This window comes from Zavarzinella sp. (assembly GCA_041399155.1).
Taxonomy (GTDB): domain Bacteria; phylum Planctomycetota; class Planctomycetia; order Gemmatales; family Gemmataceae; genus JAWKTI01.
Genome location: JAWKTI010000001.1, coordinates 1,826,370 through 1,843,170, shown reverse-complemented (window position 1 = coordinate 1,843,170; position 16,801 = coordinate 1,826,370). Strand labels below are relative to the sequence as shown.

18 protein-coding genes are annotated in these 16,801 nt (G+C 47.2%); 14 read left to right on the top strand and 4 right to left on the bottom strand.

The genetic code is table 11. The annotated features are described in order from the left end of the window. Window positions 1–12 precede the first annotated feature (12 nt). From R3B84_07615 to R3B84_07605, 3 genes are all read left to right on the top strand, one after another. Window positions 13–300: an FmdB family transcriptional regulator gene (locus tag R3B84_07615; GenBank protein ID MEZ6140424.1), complete on the top strand. Its 288-nt coding sequence runs from the start codon at window positions 13–15 to the stop codon at window positions 298–300. Between the two features lie 231 nt (window positions 301–531). Continuing rightward, window positions 532–2,313: a 30S ribosomal protein S1 gene (locus R3B84_07610; GenBank protein ID MEZ6140423.1), complete on the top strand. Its 1,782-nt coding sequence runs from the start codon at window positions 532–534 to the stop codon at window positions 2,311–2,313. A 395-nt stretch (window positions 2,314–2,708) separates the two neighbouring features. Then, window positions 2,709–3,539: an RNA polymerase sigma factor RpoD/SigA gene (locus R3B84_07605; protein MEZ6140422.1), complete on the top strand. Its 831-nt coding sequence runs from the start codon at window positions 2,709–2,711 to the stop codon at window positions 3,537–3,539. 11 nt (window positions 3,540–3,550) lie between these two features. Here the strand turns inward: R3B84_07605 and R3B84_07600 are convergent, their stop codons facing one another. The 3 genes from R3B84_07600 to R3B84_07590 all read right to left on the bottom strand — a co-directional run bounded on the left by R3B84_07600 (window position 3,551) and on the right by R3B84_07590 (window position 6,910). Continuing rightward, entirely contained in the window at window positions 3,551–3,949 is a 399-nt protein-coding gene (locus R3B84_07600; GenBank protein MEZ6140421.1) for a DNA adenine methylase, read from the bottom strand. Further along, complete coding sequence (locus tag R3B84_07595) at window positions 3,942–4,763, bottom strand: DNA adenine methylase (protein MEZ6140420.1); 822 nt, start codon at window positions 4,761–4,763, stop codon at window positions 3,942–3,944. The genes R3B84_07600 and R3B84_07595 overlap by 8 nt, the downstream gene beginning before the upstream one ends. A 185-nt stretch (window positions 4,764–4,948) precedes the next feature. After that, a complete protein-coding gene (locus R3B84_07590) occupies window positions 4,949–6,910 on the bottom strand; it encodes a phospho-sugar mutase (GenBank protein MEZ6140419.1) in 1,962 nt (653 codons plus the stop codon). A 395-nt stretch (window positions 6,911–7,305) separates the two neighbouring features. Here R3B84_07590 and R3B84_07585 point away from each other — a divergent pair, with 395 nt between their 5' ends. The 11 genes from R3B84_07585 to R3B84_07535 are packed head-to-tail and all read left to right on the top strand — an operon-like array spanning window position 7,306 to window position 15,353. After that, on the top strand, window positions 7,306–7,521 hold the full coding sequence (locus R3B84_07585) for a hypothetical protein (GenBank protein MEZ6140418.1): 216 nt from the start codon (window positions 7,306–7,308) through the stop codon (window positions 7,519–7,521). Between the two features lie 26 nt (window positions 7,522–7,547). Then, window positions 7,548–7,916 carry a hypothetical protein gene (locus R3B84_07580; GenBank protein ID MEZ6140417.1) on the top strand — a complete coding sequence of 123 codons (369 nt, stop codon included), beginning with the start codon at window positions 7,548–7,550 and terminating at the stop codon, window positions 7,914–7,916. After that, window positions 7,913–8,806, top strand: a complete 894-nt coding sequence (gene atpB, locus R3B84_07575; protein MEZ6140416.1) for a F0F1 ATP synthase subunit A — start codon at window positions 7,913–7,915, stop codon at window positions 8,804–8,806. Before R3B84_07580 ends, atpB begins: the two co-directional genes overlap by 4 nt. A gap of 21 nt (window positions 8,807–8,827) precedes the next feature. Continuing rightward, a complete protein-coding gene (atpE, locus tag R3B84_07570) occupies window positions 8,828–9,175 on the top strand; it encodes an ATP synthase F0 subunit C (protein ID MEZ6140415.1) in 348 nt (115 codons plus the stop codon). Window positions 9,176–9,211: 36 nt separating this feature from the next. Continuing rightward, window positions 9,212–9,862, top strand: coding sequence for a hypothetical protein (locus R3B84_07565; GenBank protein MEZ6140414.1), 651 nt, complete (start codon window positions 9,212–9,214; stop codon window positions 9,860–9,862). Window positions 9,863–9,890: 28 nt separating this feature from the next. Further along, the gene (gene atpH / locus R3B84_07560; protein MEZ6140413.1) at window positions 9,891–10,526 is read left to right on the top strand and encodes an ATP synthase F1 subunit delta; all 636 of its coding nucleotides are present in this window, start codon (window positions 9,891–9,893) and stop codon (window positions 10,524–10,526) included. Further along, entirely contained in the window at window positions 10,483–12,198 is a 1,716-nt protein-coding gene (atpA, locus tag R3B84_07555; protein MEZ6140412.1) for a F0F1 ATP synthase subunit alpha, read from the top strand. Before atpH ends, atpA begins: the two co-directional genes overlap by 44 nt. 48 nt (window positions 12,199–12,246) lie before the next feature. After that, the gene (gene atpG / locus R3B84_07550; protein MEZ6140411.1) at window positions 12,247–13,131 is read left to right on the top strand and encodes an ATP synthase F1 subunit gamma; all 885 of its coding nucleotides are present in this window, start codon (window positions 12,247–12,249) and stop codon (window positions 13,129–13,131) included. After that, window positions 13,131–13,595, top strand: a complete 465-nt coding sequence (locus R3B84_07545; protein ID MEZ6140410.1) for a DUF1569 domain-containing protein — start codon at window positions 13,131–13,133, stop codon at window positions 13,593–13,595. The genes atpG and R3B84_07545 overlap by 1 nt, the downstream gene beginning before the upstream one ends. Before the next feature lie 2 nt (window positions 13,596–13,597). Then, entirely contained in the window at window positions 13,598–15,049 is a 1,452-nt protein-coding gene (gene atpD, locus R3B84_07540) for a F0F1 ATP synthase subunit beta (GenBank protein ID MEZ6140409.1), read from the top strand. Between the two features lie 55 nt (window positions 15,050–15,104). Continuing rightward, window positions 15,105–15,353 (top strand): hypothetical protein, encoded by a 249-nt coding sequence (locus R3B84_07535; GenBank protein ID MEZ6140408.1) that lies wholly within the window; start codon window positions 15,105–15,107, stop codon window positions 15,351–15,353. A gap of 33 nt (window positions 15,354–15,386) precedes the next feature. On the opposite strand, the gene R3B84_07530 is transcribed toward R3B84_07535, so the two are convergent. After that, complete coding sequence (locus R3B84_07530; GenBank protein MEZ6140407.1) at window positions 15,387–16,766, bottom strand: glycosyltransferase family 2 protein; 1,380 nt, start codon at window positions 16,764–16,766, stop codon at window positions 15,387–15,389. Window positions 16,767–16,801 lie beyond the last annotated feature (35 nt).

The following is a 16,801-nucleotide window of genomic DNA, read 5'->3' as shown; positions in this document are numbered from 1 at the left end:
GAGGATGTTTCGATGCCACTTTACGTGTATCAGGTAGTTGAAGAGGATGGTGCGGCAGGCGAGATATTTGAAGTTTTTCAGAAAATGGCTGAAGAACCACTTACCCACCACCCGGAAAATGGCAAACCCGTGCGTCGATTGATTGCGATGCCTAACGCTGTTACCAAATACGGGGCTGGAAAATTAAGCCCCTCCAATCTGGACCGACTCGGTTTTACCCAGTACAAGAAAGCTGGGGATGGCCATTATGAAAAAACTGCGGGAAGCGGTCCTGATGTCATTTCGGGTAATAATGGGTAGTTTTTTGTTGGAACGTATACAAAAGTATACATTGTTGTGCCTGTGATTCGGACTTTGACGCACTTCTCATCAGACTGATTTGGAAAAACTTCTGCCATTTGCTCCAATTTCAATTAACATAGCAGACTTACTCTCTGTAATGATTGCAGTGTGTACTGCAAGCAGAGAGCGTACACCTACACGTTGCCCGACATGGGGTTGTGCAACGTCATCACAGAAGTTACTTTTTTTATGGCAAATCGGAACCTGATCCACCAACTGGACTCACAAGACGACGACGGACGCATCGAAGCCGAATTCGAATTGGCGATGTCCAACTGGATCGAAAAAGACACGGTTAATTACGAAGCGAACAAGATTATTGAAGGCACTGTCCGCGAGATTCGTGGTGAAGATGTCATCATTGACATCGGCTACAAATCGGAAGGGATCGTCAAAATTCAGGAATGGCGTGATGAAGGCACGGAAGAACTCAACCCACCCAAAGTGGGAGAGGTCGTCCAGGTACTGTTGGAAACCGTCGAAGACGAGCAGGGCGTGATTTCGCTCAGCTACCGTAAGGCGAAAAAACAGAAAGAATGGGAAAATATTCTCGCCAAACACAAAGAAGGCGACCGTGTTACTGGCAAAGTGCTCAAGAAGATCAAGGGTGGCTTGCTGGTCAATATCGGTGTGAACGTCTTTCTGCCTGCAAGTCAGGTGGATATTCGTCGTCCAGCGGATATCGGCGAATTTATCGAACAGGATATTGATTGCATGATCCTGAAAATCGACGATCAGCGTCGCAATATCGTGGTCAGCCGTCGCAAGTTATTGGAAGAAGACCGGAACATCAAGAAACGGGAAATCCTTTCCACACTGCAGGTTGATCAAGTCCGTAAAGGTATCGTCAAAAACATTGCCGATTTCGGTGCTTTCGTCGATCTTGGTGGCATCGATGGCTTGTTGCACATTACGGATATGGCATGGCACCGCGTGCAACACCCACGGGATGTTGTTGCGATCGATCAGGAAATCGAAGTCTACATTCTGAACATTGATCATGAAAAAGAAAAGATCGCGCTCAGTCTGAAGCACAAAACCCCCAGCCCTTGGGAAAAAATCGAAGAGCGATACGCACCAGACAGCAAGCACACTGGCGAAGTGGTCAACATCGTCAATTATGGTGCGTTCGTCAAACTGGAACCTGGTATCGAAGGCCTGGTGCACATTTCTGAAATGTCCTGGACCCGCCGGATCAACGATCCGAAGGAAATGGTCAAAATCGGTGATGTCATTGAGGTCATTGTTCTCAGCATCAATCGTGAGAAGCAGGAAATCTCTCTTGGCATGAAACAATGCCATCCCAACCCATGGGATCTGGTTGCAGAAAAATACACCCCAGGCAAGGTGGTTACTGGTGTTGTCCGCAACCTGACTGCTTATGGTGCATTTATCGAAATCGAAGACGGCATTGATGGGTTGTTGCACGTTTCGGATATGAGCTGGGTGCGTAAAGTCACTCACCCCAACGAAGTGGTGCAGAAGGGGCAGGAAATTACCTGTCAGGTCCTCAGCGTCGATCAGGAAAAGAAGCGCGTTGCTCTTGGCTTGAAACAAATGGCCAACGATCCTTGGGAAGGTGATATCCCAGGACGTTATCAGCCAGGCCAATTGGTGAAAGGCAAAGTAACCAAACTGACGAATTTCGGCGTTTTTGTGGAATTGGAGCAGGGCCTGGAAGGTTTGTTACACATTTCGGAACTGTCCGACGACAAGATCGCCAGCCCGGAAGATGTGGTGAACGTCGGTGATGAACTGGAAGTAAAAGTGCTGCGGGTCGACTCTGCCGAAAGAAAGATTGGGCTCAGCCGCAAATCCAACGACGATGTTGATCCTACTGAACAATCCGAACAATCAGAAGAATCAACTTCTTCGGCTCCTGAACCTGCGAAAAAGGCTTCTACAGCAGAACTCCGTGGTGGTACTGGTCAAGGCGGGTTACTCTTACCGATTCCAGAAAAAGAATCTTAAGCCGCTTCGATTAGTTTAAAGTTGTCAAGCAACCATTTCTGTTTGTTGCGGAATTAATTGAATCGACCTTAGCGATTGTGTTAGTTTTCCGCAACTTTTGCCCACCTATTTTTCACTCTTGCAGAATTATCTCGTCGATTTGTCTAGCATTGATGCTGCATAAGTCGATACAATCATCACTAACAACGAACGATGCTGTGGTGCCGTTTACGGCTTCATTGTAATTTCTTCCTGCAGCATCCGAGTCTGTTTTTTATTGTGAATATGAGAAGATCAGGCTGATCTTTTCGGTTCCGTATGCAGAAAGTGTTATGAATAGGACTTGGCTCGTTGGAATGGATTCCGGGCTTTCGGCGACTCGACTATCGTCGGAACAACAGGTGGAATCATTCAACATGGATAAACCCCGTCGAAACCAAAAGGTGCAGACACCTGTGGAAATTTACTTAAAGGAAATTAACGAAACCCCCTTACTCACCGCAGAATTGGAAAAATCACTTGCGGCGAAAATTGCACAGGGGGACTTAGCAGCACGCGACCAGATGGTACGTGCGAACCTAAGGCTTGTCGTTAATATTGCCAGAGGCTACACCGGTAAAGGGCTACAACTCCCTGATCTGATCGAAGAAGGCAATCTGGGCCTGCTGCGTGCCGTAGAAGGGTTTGACCCCAACATGAACACACGCTTCAGCACCTATGCCAGTTACTGGATAAAACAATCGATCAAAAGGGCATTGGTCAATACTGGGAAAACGATTCGGATTCCCGCATACATGGTGGAGTTGCTGGCAAAATGGCGGCGGGCAACAAACCAGTTGGCCGATGAACTGGGGCGAGCACCTACGAATGATGAGGTAGCCACCTTTATGGGGTTACCCAAGAAGCGGCTGGCGATCATTAAGAAAGCCATCAAGATCTATAATCTGTCTCCGCAGGGGGACCAGATGGAGTCTGGCTGGACAATTGACGATATGGTGACTGACAACCGCATCAAAGCACCCGATGTTGAAATGATTGAATCGGACGATTTGAAGCAAGTAATGCATCTCTTGGATAAGATGGATTCCCGCGAAGCCACGGTTTTGCGGATGCGTTTTGGCCTCGACGATGAAGATCCCAAAACTCTGAAGGAGATTGGCGAATCACTTGGTCTGACTCGCGAGCGGGTACGTCAAATTGAAAGTGAAGCACTTGCGAAACTCGCGGAACATCTTTGTCCAGATTGATGAGTGCTTTTTTATTTTTTTTCGAGCAGAAACAACTGTTCGGTTACATGAACTGAGCGATCACGAAAACTGCGACTCCCACGGAAAGCGGTGTAGGGGATGTTATAGCGCTCCACGGTGCCATATTGTTGCAGCAGATCCATCATCTCATCAGGTGGGATAAAACCCTCGTTGTTAAACGATAATAAGATAAAGCGAGCGTCAAGGTCTTGCAGCAATTGCGATAACAGTACTGCGGACCGGGCACGCACATTGTAACCGGATCGCCGCCAGTTAGTGGGGATCCCGGAAACCTGGCTGACAGTTTCAGGACGCTGATAATTGGCAATCAAATTCAGCATGAAGTAATTGGAACCATACGGGTGCTGGTTATACGGGGGATCAATGTAGGCAAAATCAAGATTATGCACTTTTTCGCCACTTCATTCGCATCCTGTTGCATAACTTCCACATCGCAGGAGTGGGAGCTGAACGTGGCGCTTGCAGCATAATTTTGCCCATGATTCTTGAGAGAGCATCGGCACCACTGCCACCGAATTGCCCAATTTTGGTTTCTCGATTCTTGTAAAACCCTTTGAAAACGCCCGCTGTGTTGGTGTGTACCGAAGCACCACTGAGCAGTGGGGCCAGCACATAAGGCAAATAGCCTGCATATTCCCCACATTCAGCTGTGAGGTGACTAATCCCCTGTCGGTAGAGGTCTAGTCGCCGTGCATTCTGTCTGGTGTAAAATACCCGGTCATCAGATGTGAGATTTTTTTCATCTTTTGGGGCATATAGCTCTTCAATGAACCCCACAGGTGGGGTTTCTGGATCAAGCAACCGGCTTCCACTTTCTGCCACAGAGTTCAATTGAAAAAGCAATTCCCGGAGTCGTTTATGAGATAACTGGCTTTTGTTGGCTAGATAGCACTGAGAAATGACTCGAGCATAATCCTCTAAATCGTTAACAACTAGGTAGTTAGAGTGCCCTTTCAGTAAGCGAGCCACCACGCCGGATCCGCTGAACAGGTCAATAGCGCGTAATTTTTTCCGCCCGAGGCGAGCTTTTACCACTTCGATCATCTGGTGGATGGGCCGAATAAAGCTGCGTTTATTCCCAATATAAGTGATCAATTGGTGGGCATAATAAGATTCTTCATCGGGCAATGTGGCATAACTACTTACTGGAAAAGCAGTTGCATCGAGAATTCCTGTGCCGTTGCCGGAAAAAACCGCCTGCATGGTTACATCCTTGTAACGTGCCAGCAAAATTAGATTCGAGCGGTAAATACCCGATTGGGAAAAAAACACAAGCCTAAGCAACTGTGATTAGATGGAGAATATGAGGAAAATATGAATTGTTGAATTATTGTGCAAGTATCAGTGTTCCACGTGAAACATTCTTGATACTCGTTCAAGTGTTTGAATCATCTGTTCAATCGATCTGCACCAGGTGCAGGTTTCATCCCCACTGTTTCCAGTGCTGTTGTCAGAAATTCGGTGGCCAGTTTTTGCACCAATAAGTCCGCCTCGTGGCACAACTGATTCCAGGTAACTTCATCGATTCCAGCTTTCCAGGGATCGGTACACACTTCCAGGTAGGCTTTGGCTTTTGGTTCTGTTCCACTGGGACGAAGAACTACTTTTGCGTGGTCGCCCAGCCTGAAAATCAGCACATTACGCCCACTGGCATCTGTCTGTCCCTGGTGGGGGCCCATTCGACCATTTTCGTCGCGTAAATCTTCAAATTTGGTTACTTGCAACCCAGCAATAGTGGTTGGTGGGGCCGAACGCAAGGTTTCCAGCATTCGTGTCATGTTGGATCGGCCTTCGATACCTGGTAGTTGGATATTAATTACTTCGTTACGATAGTAGCCGTATTTTCGAGCCAGAGAATCGAGATAATCAACGACAGTTCGCCCCTGACGGAGTTGATCAAGTGCCATTTCTGCCATCAGCACTGCGGCACCCCCACTGTCTTTGTCGCGAACTTCCGCAGTAGTCTGTAAACCATGACTTTCTTCGCACCCCAGTACGAAATCTGCCGGCGTCCCTTCCACATCTTCATATTCACCAGTGGATTCCAGGTGCCAGATGACATTGGCAATAAATTTGAAGCCAACCAACAGGTTTTCGACGATCTGAACAGAAAAATCGCGGGCAATTTTCCCCACCATGGAAGTAGTGACTTCCGTTGTCACTACTACGGGTGATTTTGGCATCCGTCCCTGTTTTTGAAGCTGGGTCAGTTTGTAGTGGGTCAGCAATGAACAAAGTTCGTTGCCACTGATGAAACGAAAATCGCCGTCACCTTTGATAGTGGTGCTGGCTAACCCTCCCAGCCGATCAGCATCCGGATCAGTGGCAATAGCCAAAAAGGCGTGGTATTTTCGTGCGACCAATTCTGCCCGATCCAACGATTCTTTTACCTCAGGGTTTGGAGATTTGGTGACATTTGGGAATTGTCCGTCCGGTTTCATCTGCTCTTCGACTGGAATGGTCTTAAATCCAGCGGCTGCTAGCGCCTCATTGGTGGTCATGCCCCCCACGCCGTGCAGCGGGGTGTAAACAATCCGTATTTCGCCTTCTTTTGGCGGATTGATGAGAGCCTGCTTGCGGCACAAATCTATATAGGAAAGGTGGGTTTGGTCATCGAGATAGTGGATTTTTTTCTGTTGGACAGCGTCTGCCCATTCCATTGTCCGAATTTGGTTCACCTGATCAACCAGATCGCTCATCATCTGGTCTTCAGGCGGGACAGGTTGACCGCCGCGTTCATCGTAGAACTTCCCACCATTATCATCGGGCGGATTGTGGGACGCAGAAACATTCAACCCACCGTGTGCCTGCAGGTAGCGGATTGCGAAAGACAATTCAGGTGTGGCAAGATAGCGTTCACTCTCTGGCGGCAGAATGAATGCATGAATGCCATTCGCGGCGTAAATTCGAGCTGCGTATTGTGCAAAATCTCTGCTGGACAGGTGCAGCACTGGATTGGGCAGGGCGGAGTTATACTTTTGCCGTTGATCTTCGAATTGCCTCACATCGTAAGCCAAAACCACCTTCAAATCAGATATTGTTGGAAAACGTTGTTTTAAATACTCGCAATGGCCTTGTACCGATGCACCTTTGGTCCACAGATTCATCCGATTTGGGCCGATCCCCACGGCACCACGTCTGCCACCAGTTCCAAAAGGTAATACTTGGTAAAACGAATCCAGTAGATCACTCCACCGTGCCTGTTCTACCAACCACTGAATCTGTGGGCGGTAATCTTCAAAATCTGGTAGGGTTAACCAATTTTTCAGGTTTTCCAGAGCTTTTGTTTTCAATTGGTCTGCGGCATCGATGTGCTGGAATCCATCGGCACAGGCAGCTAGATAATCCATGGCTTTGTCTCGGGAAAGGCAGGAATGAAATCTCAGAATTAGTGTACATGTTACGAAAATTGTGGGGATTTGCTCAGAAAACGCTTGAAAAGCACCCACCAGGCACCAAAGTTGAAAGCGTTTTTTCAGAAAAAAGCAGAAATTCGCAAAAAATTTTCAAAAGCCATTGTTTTGCTGATCACTAGTGTTTATAATTGCACTGTGTTGTTTTGTTTATTTATAAAGAGTTTGTTATGAATTGGTATTGACTAGTGTAGAAAGTAGGGGATTCTTATTTGCAGAAACTATTTTCCCAAGTTTGGAACATTGACTTTATTGGTGAGTCCCGTTGAATATCACTTCTCAAGGAAGAATGATTTGAAATATCGGCGAAGACAAGCTTGTTCGAGGTGATCTTGGAAAAACCAGGATACAACAAACAGCTATCGCTTGCATTTGCCACGGGTAGCACTCTGAGTGGCGGGGTGATAACAGGACTGCTCATTGATTGGGCGACTGGTTTGCTGCCTTGGTTCACCATTGTCGGTGTGTTGCTGGGGATGGGAAGTATGTTTGTGTTGCTGATTCGCTACTCAAACCTTCCTGACAGCAAACAAGATGGGAAGCAATGAAGGCGTTGCGACTATCGGTTCTGTACATGAGTTTAAGTCTGGTGTATGTAGGGATTGGAGTGATTGTCGCTTCATTGACTACACTAGGCAAGCCTCAGGAAGTGATAGTTGCGGCACTTGTCTGCATTGTACCAAACATCGTTGGTGTGATGTTGGCTTTCAGGGCGAAAAAATGCCCGCCCATGACGGAAGTGATGCTTCTGATGGCATGGGGATTGATCAGGCCGATGATTGCTGTTGGTTTGGGTTTGGGATTGTTTTATGGCGGATTGCTTCCAGAGTTTTCCGGGCTTTCGATATTATTGTGGGGTTTGGTTTACTACGTATTGTTCATGATTAGTGAGACTCACGTAGTCATGGCTATGGAACCGAGAAAACCAGCGGGGAATGTATGACCTTCCAGGAATTTGTAAAATCGTTCAATCCGTTTCGAGAAGCGGCTGACGGCAACCACTGGGGGTTTTTTGAATCGGCAAAGATTGAATTCCATTTGCCCAAATTTTTTGAATTCACTCTTTTTGGCCAGCAGTTTGAAGTTGGTTTAAGCAAATTCATGATTCTCCAGCTCATTGCAGCGGGAATCATTCTTGCTCTGTTTGTGCCCGCCTGTCGCAGGATTGCGAAAGGCGATGTTCCAAAAGGGCGTTTGACGAATGCGGTTGAGGCTTTGCTTCTTTTTCTCCGGGATCAGGTTGCTTACCCAACGATCGGTGAAAAAGATTCAAAAAGATTTATGCCTTTTCTGTGGTCGGCATTCGTGTTTATTCTAGTGATGAATCTGCTTGGTATGGTGCCCTTCATGGGGTCAGCCACTGCAAGCCTCGCAGTGACTGGTGTGCTGGCGTTGATCGCATTTTTTGTGATCCATGTCAACGGTATCAAGGCTGCTCATGGTTTTGGAAAATATCTGCATCATTTTCAGGTCAAAATTGATCGTGACGATGCCATGATGAAGATCCTGGCGCCGATCATCGAGTTTTTGGTGTTCGGCTTGGAAGTCATGGGTGCATTCATTCGAGGTATCGTTCTTGCGGTGCGGCTCTTTGCGAATATGCTTGCCGGCCATACCGCAATGTTTGTATTGCTGTCCTTCATTCCAATGATTGGGGTTGCAGTACAGGCAGGTCAGGCCCACGAGGGGTGGTTCTGGGTGATCACACCAATCAGTGTCATCGCAGTGACATTATTGGGGATGCTTGAATTGTTTGTGGCCTTTTTGCAGGCATTTGTTTTTGTGTTTTTAACTTCAACGTTTCTCGGTGCTGCATTGCATCCGGAACATTGATTATGTGACGGTTGTTAGATTGTGCAACCAGATAAATTTAGAGGAGAGCGAAATCCAATGAAGCTCGCGATGTACGCTGTATTGTCTTTGTTTGCAATGTTGTTCTTTGTTGACCCCACGTTCGCTCAAGAAGCGGCTGCACCAATGAAAGTCACAGGCTTCGGTGCAGGTTTGGGTATGGGGCTTGCAATCATTGGTGCCGGTATTGGTATCGGCATGGTTGGATTTTCGGCACTCGGCGCAATTGCCCGTCAGCCGGAACAGGCCGGGAATATTCGTGGTGCAATGATTCTGCTTGCTGCACTGGTTGAAGGTGCAGCACTGATTGCTGTGGTTCTCTGTCTGGTATTGGCGCTGATCGCCAGCTAAGTTGTCACACCTTCCATCACCGAAGGAGCGAGGCAGATGACTCTACGTATGTTATTTGTGCTGTTTGCAGCGATGTTTTTCGTTGGTGGCATTCATGCTGCTAAAGATCCCGCTGCAACTGGAACTACTGAAGCCAAGTCTGAGCATGATGGACATGCCCATGGCGAGAAAGAGCCAATCCAGAAGACCTTTGGATTGACTCGATTTGACCTGGGGATCTGGACTCTCGTGGTGTTCGGTTTGTTGTTCTTTGTTCTTGGCAAATTTGCCTGGAAACCTATGATCAACGGCCTTGATAAACGGCAGGAAAATCTTCAGAAGATTCATGATGATGCACTTGCGGCGCGTGCTGAATCGGAAAAGAATCTGGCAGAAATCAAGGATCGGCTTGCTAAAGCCAACGATGAAATTCGTGGCATGATGGATGAGGCCAGAAGGGATGCTCAGGTTCTGAAAGATCAAATGAAATCGGAAGCGTTGGCAGATATTGCCACTGAAAGGGAGCGGGTCCGAAAAGAAATTGATCTGGCCAAAGAACAGGCATTGCTGGAGATTTATACACAATCTGTAGAAATCGCAGCCATTATTTCGTCGAAAGCAGTGCAGCGTGAGTTGACACCGTCAGACCACGCCCGTTTGCTGGATGAGTCTTTGGCTGAATTGAAACAGACGCTTAGCAAAGCTTAGTCTTCGTTACGGCAGTAAGGATTCTTTTATGTCAGAAGTGAAGAAAACAAGTCGAAAAGTGAGCGAGCTAGGCGGTGTTGCACGCAGATTGGGCAAAATTTACGCACAAGCGCTGTTGGATGTAGCTTCGGAGCAAAATCAGGCAGAAGAAGTAGCAGCCGAACTGCGATCGCTTGTAGTTGATGTGTTGAACACGTCTCCTGACTTCGAAGATTCTCTGGCTTCGCCCGTAGTAAAACGGAAGTTGAAGACCCCGATGCTTCAACAGGTGTTTGAGGGAAAAACTTCCCCGATTTTGTTTGATTTTTTGAATATCCTGAACAACCACGACCGTTTGAATCTGATCCGCGCGGTTGAAATTGGTTATCGTGAGTTGCTGGACGAAAAGGCCAAGCGAGTTCACGTTGTTGTGAAAACAGCAACGTCCTTGTCTGCGGATCAGTTGGAACATTTAAAGCAAAGTGTTGGTGTGGCGACTGGTCGCGAACCAATGATTGTCACCCTGATTGATGAGTCACTTCTTGGTGGCATGATCGTTCAGGTTGGTGATCAATTGTTTGATGGCTCTGTACGCACCCGTATCGAAAATATTCGGAGAAGCCTCCTGGCGAGAAGCAGTTATGAAGTTCAAGTCGGACGAGATCGTTTCAGTTATTCGGGGTGAAATCGTCAACTTTCGTACCGGCCAGGACGTTCGCGAAGTCGGCCGGGTATTGGAAGTTGGTGATGGAATCGCACGTGTCTACGGGTTATCTGGCGTCATGGCTGGTGAACTGGTAGAGTTTCCACGCACACAGGTTGCTGGCCTCGCCTTCAACTTGGAAGAAACTTCCGTTGGGATTATTATCCTTGGGGATTATCTTTCAATTCAGGAAGGCGATGAAGTCAAAACAACCGGGCGACTGCTGCAGGTGCCTGTTGGCGAAGCTCTGATTGGCCGTGTGGTAGACCCACTTGGCAATCCCATGGATGGCAAAGGTCCGATTATGACCACTGCATCCAGGCCGATTGAGACACCTGCTCCTGGGGTTGCTGATCGTCAACCTGTGAAGCAGCCTCTGCAAACCGGCATTAAAGCAATCGATGCAATGACTCCCATTGGCCGTGGCCAACGGGAATTAATCATTGGCGATCGGCGGACAGGGAAGACTGCTATTGCTTTGGACACGATTCTCAATCAGCGCGAAGAGGGCGTAATCTGCGTCTATGTTGCCTGCGGGCAGATGGAAGGTAAGATCGCCCAGATTGTTGAAGATTTGCGTCGCACGGGTGCCCTTGACTACACGATTGTTGTCGCTGCATCTTCTTCGAAATCTGCCCCCATGCAGTACATCGCACCCTATGCCGGTTGTGCGATGGCAGAATACTTTATGTACAACGGCAAGGATACCTTGGTCGTTTACGATGACTTGTCCAAACAGGCTGCTGCGTATCGCCAGTTATCGTTACTGATGCGTCGACCACCAGGCCGCGAAGCATATCCTGGTGACGTTTTTTACTGCCATAGCCGTCTACTCGAACGATCTGCCAAGTTGGCTGAACGTTGGGTAATTATGCCCAGTGAAACCGATGGTAGCAAAGTGGAAGACGATTGGGGTGTGAACTCTGCCACTGATCCATTGCGCAAACGCAATGCCGGTGAGCCTGGCAAAGTATATGTGGGTCCGGCTGGCAAAGAGGAAGCCGAGCACCACTTGAAGTCGTTCGAAGGACACAAACTCGGACGCGTTCTTGCTTCTGGTGGTTCACTCACAGCACTACCGATTATTGAAACGCTTGAAGGTGAGGTATCTGCATACATTCCCACCAACGTGATTTCGATTACCGATGGGCAGATTTATCTGCAACCGTCATTGTTCTATGCTGGTGTTCGTCCTGCAGTTGATGTTGGTATTTCTGTTTCTCGCGTCGGTGGTAATGCACAGATCGGTGCGATGAAGCACAAAACCGTTGCAGGTGGGTTGAAGTTAGCACTCGCACAGTTTCGTGAATTGGAAGCCTTTGCTCAGCTTGGTACCGAACTAGATAAAGCTACCCAGCAACAGTTGGATCGTGGCTATCGGATGGTGGAATTGCTGAAACAGCCGCAATTCAAACCAATGAATGTTATTGATCAGATCATGGTGATCTACGCAGGTAATACTGGTGGTTTGGATAACGTTCCACGGAAAGATGTTGCAGCCTGGGAAGATCAGTTCCTTCGCTTTATGAAAGAACAAAAGCCTGAAGTACGGGAACAGTTGGCGAAAGAAAAGAAGCTGAGTGACGAGTTGATTGCGAAATTGAATGAATCGATCAAAGCATTTCAGCCTCAGTTTCAGCCCACTGGTAAGTAAGTTGATCAATTGTTGAAAGTATTGGCAGCAGTAAATTAAGAGGATGGGATGGCGAATCTTCGACAACTTGTTCAGCGACGCAAAGCAGTACGGAATATCCGGAAGATTACCCGTACCATGGAATTGATTGCGGCAGCTCGATTCAAGAAAGCACTAGACCGTGCCTCGGAAGCAGATGCTTATACTCGTAAGATTTCAGAAATTGCTGCTGACCTGACTTCTGCTGGTGGAGATGTCACCCACCCTCTGTTGGAAATTCGCCCCACGATCAATCGGGGTTTGCTGCTGGTGATTTCATCGAACAGAGGATTGTGCGGCGGCTATAACTCCAGCATTCTTCGGGAAGCAACCAAAACAATTCGCGAAATGAACCAACAGGAAATTCCTTTTCTGCTGGAACTTGCTGGCAAGAAATCTATTGCCTATTTTCGCTATCAGCAGATACCTGCTCAGGCGACTTACACGAATTTTGATGATAAGCCCGCATTTGCAGAAGTCGAACCTATTGCAGATAAGTTCATTGAGCTTTACACCTCCGGTCAGGTAGATCGCGTTCAGGTGGCGTATACCAAGTTTATTACCGCAACACGCCAGACTGCTGTCGTCGAAAACCTTTTGCCGCTTGCATCCATCGTGCCATCAACTGTGGCAAACAATGTCAGTGTGGCCTCGAGCGTCGAGTATGAATATCTTCCAAGTGCTACTGAAATTCTCAATGCGATCGTGCCAGTAGCATTCAAGCAGAAGTTATTTAAATGCTTCCTGGATGCTGCTGTTAGTGAGCAAATTGCACGTCGTGTTGCTATGAAAGCAGCTACTGAAAATGCCGCGGAATTAATTAAGGAAATATCTCAACAATATAACCGCGCACGTCAGGCGAAGATTACGAAAGAAATTTCGGAACTGATTGCTGGTGCGGAGGCTTTGAAATAATGCAGCCTCGCACGCTTCTGCGGTATGAGACTTTCACAGACTTGATCGTTGACCTGAACAAGTTGTCCAATGGATACACTCAAACGGGTAACTGGGATTTAGCACAATGTGCAGGACATCTGTGCCAATGGATGTCCTTTCCAATGCAAGGTTATCCACGAGTACCATGGTTGTTAAAAAAATTGGTCTTTCCGATGATGCGAAGCGGATATCGGAAACAATATCTTGGGCTGATTCCTATCAAAAAGGGTGGCCCCACAATGAAAGAAACGGTTCCCCCGCCTGGAGGCGATGAGTCTGGAGCAGTTTCCGAATTAATGGTTTGGATCGAACGATTGCAGCACCACACCGGACCTTGGTATGATTCACCGGTGCTTGGTAAGCTCAGTCGAGAAGAAGTTTTTCAGGCTCAGTTGACCCACTGTGCCCATCACTTGAGTTTTCTTGTGCCGAAATCGGAGTAGATATGGTTGCTGTTGCAGCAAAAACTGGTCGAATCATTCAAATTATCGGTTCGACCTTTGACGTAGAGTTCGATGACCATTTACCAGAGATTTATAACGCTGTCACCGTTCAATCAGAATCGAAAGGTGTGAGCATTAATCTAGTTGGTGAAGTTCAGCAGCATTTGGGTGGTGGTCGTGTTCGCTGTGTTGCGTTAGGCAGCACCGATGGTCTGGTTCGTGGCACCGATGCTGTCGACACTGGTTCTCCGGTCAAGGTGCCTGTAGGTTTGGAGACCCTGGGACGGGTCTTCAATCTTCTTGGCCAGCCTATTGATGGCCGTGGTCCAGTAAACGCACCTGAAACCCGTTCAATTCACCAGAAGCCACCGAAATTTGAAGAATTGTCTCCCAAGTCGGAGATGCTTGTCACTGGTATTAAAGTGGTGGATTTGCTTACTCCACTGGTGCGTGGTGGTAAAGCAGGTTTGTTCGGTGGTGCAGGGCTGGGCAAAACCGTTATTTTAACGGAATTAATTACCCGGATTGCAAAGGAATACAAAGGATACTCCGTATTTGCTGGCGTAGGTGAACGAACCCGTGAAGGGAATGACCTTTGGCTGGAAATGCAGGAAACGAAAACAGGTGCGGGAGCTGACGCAAAATCTGTTATTGACAATACTGCGATGGTCTTCGGTCAGATGAATGAACCCCCGGGTGCACGCTTGCGGGTGGCATTGTCTGCATTAACCATGGCTGAGTGGTTCCGCGACAGCACCGGTACAGAAACGCTGTTGTTCGTGGACAACATTTTCCGATTTTCGCAAGCTGGTTCAGAAGTGTCTGCACTTCTGGGCCGGATGCCCAGTGCCGTGGGTTATCAGCCCACGCTCGCTACGGAAATGGGTGAATTGCAGGAGCGAATCACTACCACCGCACGCGGGGCCATTACCTCGGTGCAAGCGGTGTATGTGCCTGCAGACGATCCCACTGACCCGGCACCAGCAAACACCTTTCAGCACCTGGACGCCTTTATTTATCTGGAGAGGTCAATTTCTGAAAAGGGGATTTACCCTGCGATTGATCCACTGGCATCAAATAGCCGCTTGCTGGATCCACAGTACATTGGCGAACGTCACTTTGCTGTTGCTCGTCGAGTGCAACAGATCTTACAACGTTTCCGTGAACTGCAGGATATTATTGCAATTCTGGGTGTTGAAGAGCTGTCTGAAGAAGACAAACAAGTAGTGAATCGTGCCCGTCGGATTGAGCGTTTCTTGTCGCAGCCGTTCTTCGTGGCGGAAGCATTTACTGGAAAGTCCGGCAACTTCACCAAATTGGAAGATACGATCCGCAGTTTTGAAGAACTATGCGATGGCAAATGGGACCATCTTCCAGAATCGGCCTTTATGTATGTGGGTACAATTGAAGAAGCCGAAGCACAAGCCAAAGAAATGGCTGCTAAGGCCGGATAATCTGAATCAGTAGGTTTGGAAGCGAGTTTAATACGAACTGTCTAGGAATCATTCAATGTTACAGTGCATGGTTGTTACACCTGAAAAGGCCATTCTGGATGAGCAGGCTGAGTTGGTTGTCCTACCCATGATTGATGGTGAACTAGGTGTACAGTCTGGGCGCTCGGCACTCGTCGGTAGACTCGGTAAGGGGCAGTTACGCTTGACGCATAACAGACAAGTGAAAATTCTGAACATTGAAGGTGGCTTTGCCCAAGTCAGATCAAATGTGATCACGGTTCTTACTAGCAAAGTTACTGGTTGATCATATCTGTTTTTACCAGTCAATCCATTTTGGTTATTCTTCATTTTGTGCTGGTTTTCTCGTAATTCCCAGCAACCTGCAGATTTTTTTAATGACACGCTGGGGTGTTTTGGATAAGTTTGTTTCACGCAGTAAAGCATGCAGATTAACAATTTCTTGATCTCGCTTTGATATTTCTGCTTTTAAGCTCATCTCCAAAGGGGATTCGTTCAAATATCGTGAAGGTGGCAGACGAGAATAAGTTCCATCATGCTGAATCGGTAATATTTTTCCAAGTAAGATCCCTAGATCGGCCACATCTGAAACATTCATCGATTTGCCACCAAAGTGTAACATATCGCCACGGATTCCACTGGGGCGTTCTGCTGGAAGTTCATTTCCAGAAGGCAACATGTTATCACGGCATTCTGTTTGAATGAATGAGATCAGTCGATCATCATCACGATAAAGTTGTATCATCCGTTCATAAATGACTCTCCGGTGCTGCAAATTTGTTATTTGATGATTTTTGAAAAATCCGTTTAAATAAGCACACATATCTATTTGAAAATCTTCCCCAAGGCCGAATCTATTCATGGCGGTACGGTAGACATCATAGACACAGTGATTCAAGGATTTTGGAGCAGGGTGGTCCTCAGAAAAATTCTGAATTTCTGATTCTGTTGCCAATCGATAAAAATCAACAACTTGCGTTTGTGATGGGTTTTCTGCAATCATGCTGGTAGCCAGGCCGTTACTTGCAGATGAAACACCTTCGATAAAAAGTGGGTCCAGCGATACTGCGTATTTCTTTGCAAGCCAGCCAAACAAAAATCCAGAATAGATATCCGGTATGAGGTGTTGAAAAACACGGCCGAATTTTTTTATAGCCTGATCACAGAGTTTTCGAGATATGAATCCACGATAGATCATAGGTAAACAGTACGAATATTGTTCTGGCGGAATGACTGCGTTTGCGACAGTTGCTGGCAGAAATTCAAGGTACTCCAAGCCAGCCCCCAGGGGGATACTGATTAAGTCTCGCTGGCTTGGCTGGACTACGTTTGGCCAGAAGTAATTGACCCGATGGGATCCAAGTGCTTGAAAACTACCATAATTGAATAGTTGATTTGTACGTGCCAGGGCATCGGGATGCAAACCATCATCATCTCCGAGGTAACAAATGTATTCTCCAGTTGCTTTTTGGAGTGCGAATTCCCAATTATCATGCATCGCAAGAGGTTTAGGAGTTCGATGATACTGTACTTTTTTTGTAAGTAATTCTTTGATAACCGTCAAAGAATCGCCATTATCAGAATTATCACTGATAATTATTTCGTAATCTTCAAAGGCATGCTGATTCAAACATGTTTTGAGAGTGGCAGCCAAAGTGCCTGGCCGATTACGAGTTGGGATGACGACGCTGAATCGCATGAAAATTATCTCAACTACGGTTTTATCTTTAAAAA